We start from the raw sequence: 13,527 nt of genomic DNA, 5'->3' as shown, positions 1-13,527 counted from the left end.
ATTCAAAACGAATACACGGGCTAGTTACGAACCGGAGCCTTCCCGACTAAGCGGGGAGGCTTTTTCCATGCGGCGAAGGAAAACGTTTTGGATCACAGCACCGATCAGAAGCAAGGCCGTCGCGATGGTGAACAGGACGGCTCCGTCGAAGTGCAGAAACAGAAAGCTGCCGGCAAGCGGGCCGAGCGTGCGCGATATGTCCCAGTGCAAGCCGTACACGGCAAAGTACCTGCCCCGCATCGCGGCGGGAGCCATTTTGGATACCATCGTCAGCATATGGTTCAGGCCGATGCTTTCTCCCATGACGAACACCAGTTGCATACACAGCAGCAGGATAATGCTGTCGGCATTCCCGTAAGTCCAGGAGACTGCGGCGAAGCAGATGTAGGAAAAGACCACCAGTCGGCGGGGGGAAAAGCGCTGAGTAGCTTTCACCAGCCAAAACTCAAGCATGATGGCCGAGATGCTTTTCGTCAAAGCGAGCCATGCCAGCACATCGAGATAATTGGCGAAGCCGTTCTTCAGATGAAGCTGCAGGTTCGTCTCGGTTTGGGCATAGAAGAAGCTGATCGGCAGAGCGAGGACCATCATGGAAAGCACAGCGCGATGGGCGCCCACTTTGCGAAACGAGATTTGCTCGTGTGCGCTCGCGCATTCTTTTTGCCCCTGATGCTTCGTTTCCGGCACCTTCCACCAGATGACAGCAGCATACAGAAACAGCGAAAGACCGGTGCAGACAAAGGCAAGAGCAGGTGCCGTCTGATAGACCAGAACGCCCAGAAGAGGGCCGACGGAGGCTCCGATATAGGTTGCCGTACTCAAAAGGGCAAAGGCCTCTGTCAACTGCTTGGCCGTCATGCTGTCGGCCAGCACGGCCCGGCTTGCCGGGATAAACAGAGAACGGCCGATGCCGTTTAGCACGTACAAAAGGGCAAACGCTGCGAGCGAGCCTGCCGCGGCCATTCCGAGCATGCTGAGGCCTTGCAAAAGCAGGGCGAGCAGCATGATCGGCTTACGGCCGTACCGATCGGTTACGCCTCCCGCGATCAGCGTAAAGAGAATGTCGCTTGCAGGCTGCAGCCCGATCACGAGCATAATCAAGGGGATGCTTCCCCCGATTTTTTCGTGCAGGTACAAAATGAGAAACGGCGTTATCATGCTGCGGGACAGCTCCGTCAGCAGCTCGCCGAAGAGCCGGACCCAGAGGATCACAGGGTACCTGGAAAAAAGGCGTGTCGCTTTCTCGTTCATATCTGGTATCCTTTCTGTAATGATTTTTGGGTTGTTCCCGATTGTACGGGGAAAACACCAGGACAAAAAGGGTACAGATTCGGCCCGTTTTTTTTCATGTTTTAGGGGGACTATCGCATGCTTTTGTTCGAACACTACCATCGGCTGTATTCATTTTTTCGGGAGCAAGGCGTATCCCGCCCGATTTCCATCAGTCTGGAGCAGGTCGCATCTCACTTGTGCTGTACGAAGCGAAATGCCGCGACAACGGTAAAAAAGCTGCAGCAACGGGGATGGATAGACTGGCGGCCAGGAAGGGGCAGGGGCAATCAGTCGACGCTGACCTTTCGGCTGCAGCCGGGGGATGTCGTGCTCTCCCTGGCCCAGGAAATGATTCTTCGCGGAGATATTCGCGACGGACAAGAGCTTGTAGCCCTTCACCAGGATGAATGGGAAGGACTAGGAGAGGCGTTTGGGCGTTGGATGGACAGCCAGTTCGGGCTGCATGTCCAAAAAAGCCACGGCAAGCGGCTCGATATGCTGCGGCTGTTTGCGTCAAGACCGCAGCCGATTTTGGACCCGGCCAGACTGCTGATGCGTTCAGAGGCAAATCTGGTGCGTCACGTGTTTGACGGACTCGTCCGCTTTGATCCCGCATACAAGACAATAGATCCAGGAATTTCCTTTTATTGGGAAGTGGATAATGGCGGCACAGCCTATACGTTTTATTTGCGCAAAGGCGTACGGTTTCACCATGGCCGTGCCTTGACAGCGGAGGATGTGCGCTATTCCCTGCTCAGGCTCGGTAAACAGGCCTCCCCGCATCGGTGGATTACCCGCTCGATCCGGCAGGTGGAGGTCATTGATTCATACGTCGTAAAAGTCATGCTGCATCGTCCGGATTTTCTGTTTCTTCATGCCCTCAGCAAAGAGTACGCTGCAATCGTTCCGGAGGATTACACGGAGCGTATGGGGGAGGAGTTCGGTAGGATGCCGGCAGGCACGGGTCCGTTTCGGATCGTCCGCAACGACGATTCGATGCTGGTGATGGAGGCGTTCGAGCCGTACTTTGGGGGCAGGCCGTTTCTGGATCGGATCGAGCTGTGGCAGGTGCCGGAACGCGAGACTGCGCCTGAGCTCGGGCAAGCAGACATCCCCCGAATCCTGTATGCTCCCGGCGAGGCTGGCGTTGACGGCGAGACCATGCGAGCTGACTGGCAAACCGTTTACAGGATCGAGCAGTGCTTTCAATACCTGGCTTGCAATGCAGGCAAGCCGGGGCCGCTCCAGGACGATTCACTCCGGGAGGCGCTCGATCTCATTATCGACCGTCCGGCGATGCTGGCCGAGCTGGGAGGGGACAGACAGCCGGCTGTTCATTGGAGTGGAAGTCAGGTCAAGCCTCCAGAGATTGAGCGTCCAAGGGAAGAGCGAATTCAGCAGCTCCTGCGTCAAAGCGGCTACCGGGGCGAGACGCTCAGTCTGTTCACGATGCCCGAATACGATCATGTGGAAGATGCGGAATGGCTGCAAAAGCGCCTGGGGCGATACGGCATCAAGCTGGCGATCCATTATGTCGAGCCCGAAGTGTTGGCGAGCCAACAGATGCGCGGGGCTGATCTCATCCTGGACAGCGCCAATATGGATGAGCGCGAGCACCTGTCACTCCTGGAATTTTTATTTGACGATTCGGCTGCGTTGTCTCATTTTCTCTCGCCTGGGTTTGCCGATGAGGTGATGGAACGTGTTGAGAGAGGGTGTGCCGCAGCAGATGAGGAGCAAATAACGCAAAAAATGCAGGAGCTGATGAAATGGATCGCCAGCCAGCGCCTGTTTTTGCCTTTGTACAGCAATCGGATCGAAGCTATGGCGGACTCGAGGCTTGGCGGTATCTCGCTTGGTGCATACGGTTGGCCGGATCTTTGTCGAATTGTGGTGAGAACATAAAAAAATGTCACATTTTTGTATGAAACCGCTTTCCTCTTTCATCGTATAATTAGGAAACGATATAACAACAAGAATCAGCGTCCAAGAGTTCGAGGGAGGATATAGAAGTGTATACGAAAACGGAAAAGGACAAACATATTTTGTTTGCATCCATTCGCCTCATAATCTGCGTCGGTCATGCAGATGGTTATATAGGAAACAAAGAAGTGAGCCGAATCCATGAGCTGGTCAACTCGGAGCACTTTACGCTGAGAGAAAGACAGATTCTCATGGACGATATGGATTACCCCAAGCAGCCGGAAACCATCGTCAAGGACATGGTGGACCTGTCTCTGCCGGAGAAGCTCGGTCTGCTCCGGCAGTTGTACAAAATCGCCCTGGTCGATCAAAAGCTTTCGCTTGCGGAAACGTTGGAAATTAGACGAATTTCCTGCTTGTTGGGAATCTCCGAAGAAAAGCAAAAACAGGTGGAAGAATGGATCGTGGAAGGGATTCAATGGCGCGACCGCTGGAAGGAGATCGTCGGCGAATAAGTCCGTGAGTGCTTGGAAGCAGTTTTTTCTGGTGTGAAATGGGAATAGCTATAGAGGCGTGCAAACCGGTCTGCGGTTTTTTTGCACGCCTCTTTTTTCCCGGACAAAAGGTCTTTTTGGTACAATAAGGAGAAGACAGCCTGCCAGAATCCGGACGCGGCTTGCCGGAACAAAGAAATCATGGGCAGCAGCGTCACGAAAAGGGAGGATATGATATGTTGCGAGTATTGTTGACGAATGATGACGGGATTGAGGCTTTGGGCATCCGCAAACTGGCTGAAGCGCTTCTCGCCTTGTCCGATGTAGAGATTTTTGTTGTAGCTCCCGCCGAGGAAAGAAGCGGCGTAGGACACGGCCTGACCTACCGCAGTGCGCTCTCGCCTAAGCCGCATTCCTTTTACGGACTGCCGGTGACCGCGTGGACGATCGACGGAAATCCTGCCGACTGTATCAAGGGCGCCTACCACCTGTTGTTTGAGGAAGGCAAAAAACCGGATATCGTTTTTTCCGGGATCAATGTAGGGACAAATCTGGGACGGGACATTTATTATTCGGGTACCTGCAGCGGAGCGAGAGAAGCCGTTATTTTGGGCATTCCGGGCGTGGCTCTCTCCTATGACAACTGGACCGACCAGGACAATTACGGACAGGTGGAGGAAATCATTCGCCCGCTTTTGCAGTTGTTTTGCGATCAGGCAAGAGAGGATCGACTGGCTCCCGAAGTGTTCTGGAACGTCAACATTCCGCATTTGCCGCCGGAAGAAATCCGCGGAATCGTCCCTGCCGCACTGGCGATGAACCACTACGAAGACAAATACAATCAGGAAGCAGAAGGCTACTGGCTGACTCGCGAATACCCGGACAGAAGCAATCCTACACCTGAAGAAGACTACTATCTGGTGAAACGCGGATACATCGCGGTAACCCCGGTACATATCGACGCGACAGACCGGACACTGCTCGATAAAATGCTGGAGTGGCCGATTGTAAAGCAGTCGGGCAACGAAAAAAAATGACGGTTCACGAGTCCTTTCGTCCCGCTTTGATCCCCGATCCGAAGCGGGTATCGCCGACATCCGATACCCAGGGAGAGGTGCTTGATTCCGCGGTTTATTCCGATCTGTATCATTTGGCAGAGACAGAAGGATTGCCCTACTTTGCCCGAATGTCTGCGGCTGGCGATGTTGAGCTGTTCCTCGTCTTCGAGAGCATTGACGCCTTCAGCGAATCGACACGGGACGCTGTCTCCGTCGAGTTTAAAACGTATCGCAACAAGTTCTTGGCTGTCATCTGGACGCTCACTGATCCGCTCGATCCGTTGGGCTTTCCGCTGTCGTTTGACATCAAGCGAACTGAGGACCGCGGCATGGCGTTGCGGATGCTGGAACAAGCCGAGGTTCCCCTGCACTATTTGGCCTTTGAAGAGGGACGGCTGACGCATATTTATACGGAGGGGATTACGTTTTCGCCAGAGGAAGCGAGACAAGCGCATGCGATGGTGGAAGCATTGTTTTTCGACAGGGCTGACGAGCTTCCGCATCAGGCCGAGGTACAGGAAGCAGCGGAAGCGCAAAGCGTTCCGCTCTCTTTCCTCTCGGATGCAAAGCTGGAGGAAAAGGGAACGGCCTACTTGATCGACTTTATGCGATTGCAGGACAAACACGGCGCAGATGAAGCCCAGCATTTGCTGATGAGCACCGTCCATCAAGCTGTATGGGTGATGCGGCGCCATGCCAGAAGCGAAGTCAGGGAGAGGTCTTTTACCGTGTGGGCAGCCGAACATGATGGGCTGCTGAGACTCATCGTGACACCGGAGATGTCAGACTTGTTTGAGGTGGTTCATCTGACTGAAGATGAAGCCAATCCTTTTTCACGCTTTCTCTTTACGTTGCCGGAATTTCTTTCGACAGAGGATGCGGTGCCGCTCAGACACGGAGCTTATCCTTTGATTCGCATGGAAGCGGGGCGACTCTACCATCTGGAGCTGGATGAGACGAGTGCGGAGCGGCTAGGAGCTATCTTTGACAGGCTGTATCCGGGAGAGCTGAATCCGTACGAGAACGTGTCGGAGTAGTTTTTTCGGAAGGGCACCCGCATGACGACTGACGATTGTGGAACGAGCATTCTTTCGTGGAAAAACGGGAAAAGAAGTCACCATTCAACAAAGGAAAGTTTAGACATCATTGCGAAGAGATATAGACAGATTTTCCATGGAAGGGTGAGGAGGATGTTCACAGTACAACCTGAGGGATTTGAGGCGATTTCCGACTGTGCCCGTCGGTTTCAGGAGGATGTGGAAAAGCTCGCAGAACGGTTTTCACTAGAGGTAGATGGCCGCTTTCCCGCCATGGAACTGCATGTCCATCCGCGCTTGCAGGCGACGCTGGAATACGCCCTTTGGGGGGAAGCGGGAGTGGTCGCTGTCAAAGGGAAGCTGAACGCATTGACGGACGATCTGGCCGATTGCAAAACAATTTCGGTTACGATGAAGTTTTCGCTGTCCTGTGACCCGCAGACCGATATCGAGTGGTTGAAGCAGCGAATCGAAGAAATCCTGTACGGGGAAGTGGAGCTGTTTTGGCACAGACCGCCCGCAGGACATATTGGACATATAGAGCTGACCATTGCTTTTCAGGCCGAGCCCGGTGCGAGCAGGATGAACGAATACGTACGCTGCGTTCTGGGCATCGTAACAGGAAAGATGATGGCCGCATAAAGGCTCCCCGTTCGTGCGGGCGGGCTTTTTTTGTCGACAGGAATTTATGAAAATGCACCTATCGACATAAGTGCAACGAAGGCTTCCCCATAAAGCTTGGCGAGGCCACGTTTTCAAATGCGATGTTGCCAAGAGGAGGAATATGTCGATGCGTCTTTTTGTGGCTCTGGATATTCCCGATGACGCTGTCCGCTACATTGCGGGCGTGCAAAAACAGGTGAAGAGCCTGATCAAGGCAGATCGGTGGCAGTCACTGCACAATCTCCATCTCACCCTGCATTTTCTCGGAGAGGTAGGAGAAAAGCTGGTGCCAGAAATCTGCAAGGACATGGATATTGTCAGCGAAATTATTTCGCCTTTTTCTTTGCAGGTCGGAGGCTTCGGCGCATTTCCCCACGCAGAACGTCCCCGAGTCCTCTGGCTCGGGCTTCGCGGACAGACAGACCCGCTCAGACAGCTTCATTTGCTGTTGGGCAAGCGGTTTGATCTGCATCCCGGCCTGACCTATGACAAGAAGCGATACAGCCCGCATATTACGCTGGCAAGAGGCCCCAAGGTTGGCCAGGAAGGGGTGCCTCTAGCGGAATGGAACGAACGACTCCTCTCCTCGGAGCCGCCCGCCTGGGAAGTGACCCGTTTTCACCTCTACCAGTCAGAGCTGCGGCCGGATGGGGCGGTACATACGATTATCCACACGAGCACGTTTGATAAAGAACACGGCAAATAATCGCCATCCGATGAATAAACTGGTAGCAAGAACGATGGCTCAAACCGTGCCAGACCAGGGAGAGCCTGCCAGAAAGCGGTGGGAATCGGATGGGTGAGTTCACGACAGGCATGTTGTATCCACGCAAATATGAACCAAAGGTATTAATCGCCCTGCCCAAATCGAGGCAGCCTTATTTCCATAGGAACATCAACCGGGACTGGAATGCCTTTTTCCTGCGGGATGAGTGGCTTGAGACAGCCCATACCCTGCAATTTATTCTGAACCTATCCCGTCAGTGTGTCCCGCTCCTCTGGTTCCATGACGCCGAAGACAACGGATGGGGGTATCGGCTCTTTGACGCGGGCTTCGAGGTGTCGTCGGCGACAATCAGCTATTCGCTGGATGCAGATATGGCGGAAGCGGAATTTGCCCGCCTCTACCCCCACATAAACCTGCATGAGGCCATAACCGAGAGCGAGGACGTAAGGCAGATGTACGATGACATTCTGGACAGGGTCGCAAGGTCCGACCAGTATCGAAGGGAAGTAAGCAAGGGGATTAAACGGGCTTGTCCGCAATGCTTCAACCGGATTGTCGGTCCCAAGCAGGTGCAGCAGCTTCGTTCCCTGTTTGATTTGCAGCTGCTGACGGATTTCGATGATGAGACAGGGGCGTCGCTTTTGTACGATTCAGTCGATTTGTTCAAGGAGATTTTGGGCATCGAGGAAATGGTGTGGGTCAGCTATTCCTATTTGGCGAGCGGCGGTCAGAAATAAGGGAAGGACGTAGTCATGCATGAAAAGATGACCCCGCAACTCTGACGGAGAAAGAAAAAATGTACGAACATGCAAAAACAGGCGGAGTCCGGCGCTTCGCCTGTTTTTTATTCGCTTCGCCGGTCCGGGCCCGATACCAACTGCCCCTGTACGATCCGTCGTCCGTCCTGAAAGCGGACCGGTATCGAGTGTCCGCTTAAAAGAACAGGAGAATCAGATACCTGGAAATGAAGGTGAGCCTCGCTGGAATTTCCCGAGTTGCCGCAGAGCCCGATCAAATCGCCCGGCTGCACACAATCGCCGACCTCGACGCAGACAGAGTCTTGCTTGAGATGGGCAAGCAGGCTGTATTCGCCAGCTTCGTGCTCCAGGATGACGTGGTTGCCGGCAGGCTGTGTCTCGTTTACCGTTCCGACCGGAGTGTTGTCTGGTATATGGCTTACGACTCCTACGACTTTTCCAAAGGCCGGTGCGAGGATCGGCTGCCCGAACGCGTAATAGCTCTCATTTGCCGCAGGGTCGCCCGTAAAGGTGCGGCCTTCTTTCATCACGAGGAAATCAAAGGCGTATCGTTGGTTCGGATAGGCGTAATGATAATTGACCAGCTCGTTATGGCCTCCCCAGTACGTGAGCCACTCTCCGGCAAACGGAGGAACGAACACGGTACGGGTAAGCATGCTGTCAGTCTCCGGATGTGTCTCGAGGTGCAAAATGACGAGGGAGATGATCGTGCCCTCCTCGTCAAAGGCAGCGGCCAATCCCTTTTCTCCCGATCCGTCTACCCAGACATATCGTTTCGCGTGCTCCAGAAGTATGGTAGATTGCAGCTTGTAGCGATCTACACCGCGGTGGAAGTCTTCTCCCAGCGAGCGAAGCTCAGCGGCAGAGACTCTTTTGCGAAAAGCGGGGCTTGTCTGCGCGTAAATCTGCTCGTATTCCCCCTGCAGAAAGGCGAGAGGGAGCTGTTCCGGCGTGTAGCAGAAAGACGATTTCTTCCGTGTCATTTTTACTTTTTCCATGTGGAGAAGATCTCGTCCACATCGAGCAGCATGATCAATTTATCTTGCACCCGGGCAATCCCGTTCAAAAACTTCCCATCGACTCCACTCACGATCGGAGGAGCAGGCTCAATCAGCGATGCCGGTATGTGCATGACCTCTGAGACCGCTTCGACGACAATGCCAATATCGAGCCCGTCCAGCTGCAAGTCGACAAACCGGCTCTCTTCCGTGAGCGGAAGCGGCTCCAGGCCAAACATCGTCCGCAGGTTGATGATCGGCAGGATGCGCCCGCGCAGGTCAATCACGCCTTCGACGAATGGGGGAGACTTGGGAAAACGGGTCACGGGCAAAGGCTTGATGATTTCCTTTACCAACGAAATCGGTAAGCCGTAGTACTCTTTTCCCATTTGAAAGAGAATGGAATGAACCGTGCTTCCTTCTGTGTTCCAGTCCGTTTCTCCGTGTAGTTTCACCGTTTCCATTACCTGGTCCCTCCCGAAATCCTTTTGCAATCTATACCCTTATTGTACCACGGTCAAACGGGATCGGGAGGGAATTTTTCTCAACTCCGTGCCTTACCAGGAAAACAGACCCAGCGAGACAACAACGACGAGCCCGAGGCTTACGCCAAAGCTGAGGAATACATTCTTGCTGAGGGCCATAACACCCAGACAGACGAGGCTGGCGATCAGCAGCAAGGGCTGAATGACAAAGCTGCCGGACTGCACAAACAGAGAAGGAAAAATGAGGGACGCAAAAATGCCCAAAGGAATAAAGCTGAGACCGTTTTTTAAGCGGGGTGAAAAATGCTTGCTGGGCAGGCGGAGAAACGCCCTGCGCGAAATATAGGTGAGCACGCCCATCCCCAGAAACAGCAAAAGGGTCTGTGTCGTCATGCGGATTCAACTCCTCTCGTCTCTTCGGCGGCAGTCTGATCTCCGTCTTCCTGTGTCGGCCAGAAATACCCGATGGCAAAGGCGAGGCATCCGGCGATCAAAACCGGCAAGCCATTTGGCACTACAAACGACAGGAAAACAGACGCCGCCCCGCACAGCAAAAAGGCAAAAATGCGCAGGAGCGACGATAGCTGGTAATAGGCGAGGGCGAGGAACATGGCCGTAAAGCTGAAGCCGAGTCCGAGCGAAGCCGGATCGGGTATCCAGGCGCCCGCTGCCGTTCCGATCCAAGTACCGCCGCACCAGCCTGCGTAAAGGGCAACGCTGACGCTGAGAATATATGGAACATCGCTTTCGCGGTGGCGAAAACGGTTGAGTGTGAGCGCGTACTGCTCATCCGTGAGAAAAAAGGCGAGCCCGTTTACTTGAGCAGTGGAAAAACGCTGGTAATGAGGCGAGATTGACAAGCCCATCAGAAAGTGGCGCAGGTTTAACAGACAAGTAGTCAAGATGATGGCCCAGACGCTTGCCTGTTCAGCAATGAGCGAGCTGCCGGCAAATTGGGAAGCTCCGGAGTAGACAAGCACAGACATCGCGATGCTTTCCCAAGAGGTAAGACCGGCCTGCCCGGCCAGCATTCCAAAGATGGCTCCGTAAATGATGTAGCTGGCGGTGATCGGCAAAGAGTCGATCAGGCCTTCCTTCCAACTGGACGTTGAGGGGGATGCGTTTTTCATATTTGCAGCTCCTTTCCTTGTTGCAGAACCTCTGCAATGATTTTCATGCCTCGATCAATTTTTTCCGAGCGCTCATGGGTAAAACAGAGACGGATGTATGGCTGCTCGGCCTCCCGCAAGAGAAACATGTCGCCGCAGGTAAAGGAAACGCCTCGCTCCAGGCATCTGGCCATCAGCTTGCGCGGGTTGATCTCTTCCGGCAGGGAGACCCAGAAGTAGAACCCGCCCTTGGGTCGCTCATACCGAATTCCCAGCGGGCTGAAGCGGTCCAGATGACTTTCCATGATGGCCGCCTGTTCACTGTATTGCAAGCGAGCGTTTTCCAGATGCGGCCGTAGAGCGCCGTTTCGCAGGTATGCAGCCAGAGCGAGCTGGCCCAGCGTATTTGTAGTGATAGACAGCTCCTTCATCCGGGTGAGCAGTTGGGCCAATTTGCGGTTGGCCGCCACCCATCCGATCCGCAGTCCGGGGAAGAGCAGCTTCGAGAACGTGTTCAAATATACGACATGGCCCGAATGATCCAGCGCTTTTAAGGCGGGCGGGGGTTCTTTGTCGAGATGGAGGTGACGGTAGGCATCGTCCTCCACGATGGGAAGCCCGTATTTTTCGCTCAAAGCCAGCAGTTGCTTGCGCCGGATGGCCGACATCGTCCATCCGGTCGGGTTGTGGTAGGTTGGGACGGTGTAAAGAAATCGCGGCCGGCAATGGCTCAAGATCCTTTCCAGTACATCTACCCGCAGGCCGTCCGCATCCATCGGGACCGGGACAACCTGCATCCCGAGCGATTGAAAAAGCTGCAGCGAGCCGAAGTAGGTGGGCATTTCCGTCAAGACGAGATCGCCAGGACGCGCTAAAAGCGAAGCGATCAGGTAGAGTCCTTCCTGCGAGCCGCTGGTGATGACCACCTGCTCCGGCGAGGAAATCTGTTCCATGTCCATCCAGCTCACAAGATGCTCGCGAAGTTCCGGCAGCCCCTGGACAGAGGTGAAGTAGTAGGAGTGAAGCTGCTCTGCCGTACTTTTGACGTAATCGGGGAAGCCCGACGATTCCAGGGTGTGCTTGCCGCCATCGCCATGGGCAAAGTTGATGATATCCGGGTATTTGTCCGTTACGCCCAGAAGCTCAGCCATGTGAGAGGGAGCAGGGGCGAGCGTGCCGAGCGTGTGATAATGCCAGTCGATCCTCGCGGGGGCGGGAGTAAGAGCCTCCACATAACGTCCGCTGCCCATCCTGCTGGCGATGATCCCTTCCGCCTCCAGCTCTGCATAAGCCCTGACGATCGTGTTGCGGCTGACTCCGAGCTGCATGGCCAGCTTTCTCTCGGGAGGCAAAGGGGAGCCAATTGCCAGCTCCCCGCTTAAAATTTGATAGCGCAATTGATTGTAGATCTTTGTATAAAGTGCTTTGCGCCCCATGCTGTCGCCTCTTTTTCACCAGTCTATTGCTCAATACTATACGCTCTTCCAAAAATAAATAAAAGAGCCAATTTTCAATCTATAAAAAGCCAAAAAACCGGTCAGGCCAGTGGCTGTGCCGGTTTTGTGCGCTTCGCTTTGACAGCGGACAGTCCTTACGGGTCCCGCAGTTCATGTAAAGAGATGCCTTGTTCCAACGCAAATTCAAAGTCGTCAATATCGTAAAATTGGACGGGGACGACGTATTCCAGAATGCGGTCCTGAAAATCAGGCTGGTCTGTGACAAGTGGAATTTCAAACCGCATCGCGGTAAGCAGCAGCTGTGTTTCCACCGGATCAAACAGTTCGCCCCACATCTCGTTGTCATCCACCTTTACCACATGCAGCGTGACACCGTTCGGAAATGTGAAGGGAATCGTCGACCAGGGAGCGATCAACCCTTTTTCCAGTCGTTTGCGGTTAAACGGATCGTCAAAAAACTGACTCATCTCTCGCATTACCCTTCGCACGTGAAAATCATCGTCTGGGTCCGGCATAATCGGTTCGGGACTATGAATGAACTCTTCCAGCTCGTAGATTGTCGACGAAGGGATATAATAATCTGCAGGTTGCGAAGGAGCCATCAATTCCCCGTAGATGGCCAACATGATCGCTTCGATAACGAATTGTTTCGACATTTCGACAACCCTCCTCGTTACCATCATACTGAAATAAGAGGTTGACAACAACCCTGGACAGGCATAGGATAGGGATTGTTTTTTTACCCGGCAAACGTGGCACACTACTCACCAACAGGGGGGCGCAGGCATTGTTGGATGCAGGATTTTTTTCGGCACTGTTGCTTATTATTACGATTAACATAGTATTGAGCGGGGACAATGCAGTCGTGATTGCCATCGCTTGTCGAAAGCTGACGCCGGCGCATCGGAAAAAGGCGATCTTTTGGGCGACCGGTCTGGCTATTATTGTGCGCATTTTGGCGACAGCACTTGCTGTTTACTTGTTGAAAATTCCTTATCTGTACCTGATCGGCGGGCTCATTCTCGTCTGGATCAGCTACAAGCTGCTGCTCGAGGATGACGGCGAGGAACAGATCAGCGCAAGCGACAGCCTCGTACAGGCAGTCAAGACGATCGTGATTGCAGACGTCATGATGGGACTGGACAATGTGCTGGCGATTGCGGGAGCGGCTGGCGGCGATCTGGTCCTGATCATTCTGGGTCTTGTCATCAGCATTCCCATTATGGTTTTCGGAAGCCAGCTGATCCTGAAGGCTATGGAACGGTTGCCTTGGCTCGTTTACATCGGCTCCGGCATTTTAGCCTGGGCGGCAGCCAAAATGATTTTTGAGGAAAAAGTGGTAAAGCACTGGGTAGAAGGGCTGAGCGGAGTGGAGACAGCGATCAAAATAGCGATCGTTGCGGCCGTGTTAGTGCTCGGGTTTATTCAGCGAAAGCGAAGCGGCGGCAGTAAACCGGCAGAGCAGGCCTGATGTTTGTGGCTGCAAAATAGAAAAAGCTGGGACGTGGAGCCCAGCTTTTTTGTATTTTCTTGGAATGCTGCAATA

General features: G+C 53.8%; 15 protein-coding genes. 8 read left to right on the top strand and 7 right to left on the bottom strand.

Going from position 1 to position 13,527, the window contains the following annotated elements:
• Positions 1–24 precede the first annotated feature (24 nt).
• On the bottom strand, positions 25–1,251 hold the full coding sequence (locus NSQ24_RS18240) for an MFS transporter (RefSeq protein WP_172920317.1): 1,227 nt from the start codon (positions 1,249–1,251) through the stop codon (positions 25–27).
• Positions 1,252–1,368: 117 nt separating this feature from the next.
• Between NSQ24_RS18240 and NSQ24_RS18235 the strand changes: the two genes are divergently transcribed.
• From NSQ24_RS18235 to NSQ24_RS18205, 7 genes are all read left to right on the top strand, one after another.
• On the top strand, positions 1,369–3,177 hold the full coding sequence (locus NSQ24_RS18235; RefSeq protein WP_122958785.1) for an SgrR family transcriptional regulator: 1,809 nt from the start codon (positions 1,369–1,371) through the stop codon (positions 3,175–3,177).
• A gap of 107 nt (positions 3,178–3,284) precedes the next feature.
• Positions 3,285–3,710, top strand: a complete 426-nt coding sequence (locus NSQ24_RS18230) for a TerB family tellurite resistance protein (protein WP_003386654.1) — start codon at positions 3,285–3,287, stop codon at positions 3,708–3,710.
• A gap of 215 nt (positions 3,711–3,925) precedes the next feature.
• Positions 3,926–4,726: a 5'/3'-nucleotidase SurE gene (gene surE, locus NSQ24_RS18225; RefSeq protein WP_003386653.1), complete on the top strand. Its 801-nt coding sequence runs from the start codon at positions 3,926–3,928 to the stop codon at positions 4,724–4,726.
• Complete coding sequence (locus NSQ24_RS18220) at positions 4,723–5,784, top strand: hypothetical protein (RefSeq protein WP_339166341.1); 1,062 nt, start codon at positions 4,723–4,725, stop codon at positions 5,782–5,784. Before surE ends, NSQ24_RS18220 begins: the two co-directional genes overlap by 4 nt.
• Positions 5,785–5,937: 153 nt before the next feature.
• On the top strand, positions 5,938–6,426 hold the full coding sequence (locus NSQ24_RS18215; RefSeq protein ID WP_003386651.1) for a hypothetical protein: 489 nt from the start codon (positions 5,938–5,940) through the stop codon (positions 6,424–6,426).
• A gap of 148 nt (positions 6,427–6,574) precedes the next feature.
• Positions 6,575–7,153, top strand: coding sequence for an RNA 2',3'-cyclic phosphodiesterase (gene thpR, locus NSQ24_RS18210; RefSeq protein ID WP_024984982.1), 579 nt, complete (start codon positions 6,575–6,577; stop codon positions 7,151–7,153).
• Positions 7,154–7,242: 89 nt separating this feature from the next.
• Positions 7,243–7,911, top strand: coding sequence for a hypothetical protein (locus NSQ24_RS18205; RefSeq protein WP_003386649.1), 669 nt, complete (start codon positions 7,243–7,245; stop codon positions 7,909–7,911).
• 107 nt (positions 7,912–8,018) lie between these two features.
• Here NSQ24_RS18205 and NSQ24_RS18200 read toward each other — a convergent pair whose 3' ends face one another.
• The 6 genes from NSQ24_RS18200 to NSQ24_RS18175 form a co-directional block, all read right to left on the bottom strand.
• Positions 8,019–8,930, bottom strand: a complete 912-nt coding sequence (locus NSQ24_RS18200) for a M23 family metallopeptidase (RefSeq protein WP_003386648.1) — start codon at positions 8,928–8,930, stop codon at positions 8,019–8,021.
• Complete coding sequence (locus NSQ24_RS18195; protein ID WP_003386646.1) at positions 8,918–9,394, bottom strand: chemotaxis protein CheW; 477 nt, start codon at positions 9,392–9,394, stop codon at positions 8,918–8,920. Before NSQ24_RS18195 ends, NSQ24_RS18200 begins: the two co-directional genes overlap by 13 nt.
• Positions 9,395–9,487: 93 nt before the next feature.
• Positions 9,488–9,808: an AzlD domain-containing protein gene (locus tag NSQ24_RS18190; protein WP_003386645.1), complete on the bottom strand. Its 321-nt coding sequence runs from the start codon at positions 9,806–9,808 to the stop codon at positions 9,488–9,490.
• On the bottom strand, positions 9,805–10,545 hold the full coding sequence (locus tag NSQ24_RS18185) for an AzlC family ABC transporter permease (RefSeq protein WP_003386644.1): 741 nt from the start codon (positions 10,543–10,545) through the stop codon (positions 9,805–9,807). The genes NSQ24_RS18190 and NSQ24_RS18185 overlap by 4 nt, the downstream gene beginning before the upstream one ends.
• Complete coding sequence (locus tag NSQ24_RS18180) at positions 10,542–11,960, bottom strand: PLP-dependent aminotransferase family protein (RefSeq protein WP_024984984.1); 1,419 nt, start codon at positions 11,958–11,960, stop codon at positions 10,542–10,544. The genes NSQ24_RS18185 and NSQ24_RS18180 overlap by 4 nt, the downstream gene beginning before the upstream one ends.
• Before the next feature lie 155 nt (positions 11,961–12,115).
• Positions 12,116–12,637: a hypothetical protein gene (locus NSQ24_RS18175; RefSeq protein WP_003386642.1), complete on the bottom strand. Its 522-nt coding sequence runs from the start codon at positions 12,635–12,637 to the stop codon at positions 12,116–12,118.
• A gap of 131 nt (positions 12,638–12,768) precedes the next feature.
• On the opposite strand from NSQ24_RS18175, the gene NSQ24_RS18170 reads away from it, so the two are divergent.
• Entirely contained in the window at positions 12,769–13,452 is a 684-nt protein-coding gene (locus NSQ24_RS18170) for a TerC family protein (protein ID WP_003386641.1), read from the top strand.
• The last annotated feature ends 75 nt before the right edge of the window (positions 13,453–13,527 follow it).

The sequence above is a fragment of the Brevibacillus sp. FSL L8-0520 genome (assembly GCF_037963895.1).
In the GTDB taxonomy this organism is placed as follows: Bacteria; Bacillota; Bacilli; order Brevibacillales; family Brevibacillaceae; genus Brevibacillus; species Brevibacillus borstelensis.
This window is presented reverse-complemented; position numbering and strand designations above follow the sequence as displayed.

Bases quoted from the DNA above. Each gene is read 5' to 3' on its own strand.
- thpR (WP_024984982.1), top strand. From the start codon at position 6,575: ATGCGTCTTTTTGTGGCTCTGGATATTCCCGATGACGCTGTCCGCTAC.
- NSQ24_RS18240 (WP_172920317.1), bottom strand. From the start codon at position 1,251: ATGAACGAGAAAGCGACACGCCTTTTTTCCAGGTACCCTGTGATCCTC.
- NSQ24_RS18215 (WP_003386651.1), top strand. From the start codon at position 5,938: ATGTTCACAGTACAACCTGAGGGATTTGAGGCGATTTCCGACTGTGCC.
- NSQ24_RS18185 (WP_003386644.1), bottom strand. From the start codon at position 10,545: ATGAAAAACGCATCCCCCTCAACGTCCAGTTGGAAGGAAGGCCTGATC.
- NSQ24_RS18195 (WP_003386646.1), bottom strand. From the start codon at position 9,394: ATGGAAACGGTGAAACTACACGGAGAAACGGACTGGAACACAGAAGGA.
- NSQ24_RS18175 (WP_003386642.1), bottom strand. From the start codon at position 12,637: ATGTCGAAACAATTCGTTATCGAAGCGATCATGTTGGCCATCTACGGG.
- NSQ24_RS18220 (WP_339166341.1), top strand. From the start codon at position 4,723: ATGACGGTTCACGAGTCCTTTCGTCCCGCTTTGATCCCCGATCCGAAG.
- NSQ24_RS18235 (WP_122958785.1), top strand. From the start codon at position 1,369: ATGCTTTTGTTCGAACACTACCATCGGCTGTATTCATTTTTTCGGGAG.
- NSQ24_RS18200 (WP_003386648.1), bottom strand. From the start codon at position 8,930: ATGGAAAAAGTAAAAATGACACGGAAGAAATCGTCTTTCTGCTACACG.
- NSQ24_RS18205 (WP_003386649.1), top strand. From the start codon at position 7,243: ATGGGTGAGTTCACGACAGGCATGTTGTATCCACGCAAATATGAACCA.
- surE (WP_003386653.1), top strand. From the start codon at position 3,926: ATGTTGCGAGTATTGTTGACGAATGATGACGGGATTGAGGCTTTGGGC.
- NSQ24_RS18180 (WP_024984984.1), bottom strand. From the start codon at position 11,960: ATGGGGCGCAAAGCACTTTATACAAAGATCTACAATCAATTGCGCTAT.
- NSQ24_RS18190 (WP_003386645.1), bottom strand. From the start codon at position 9,808: ATGACGACACAGACCCTTTTGCTGTTTCTGGGGATGGGCGTGCTCACC.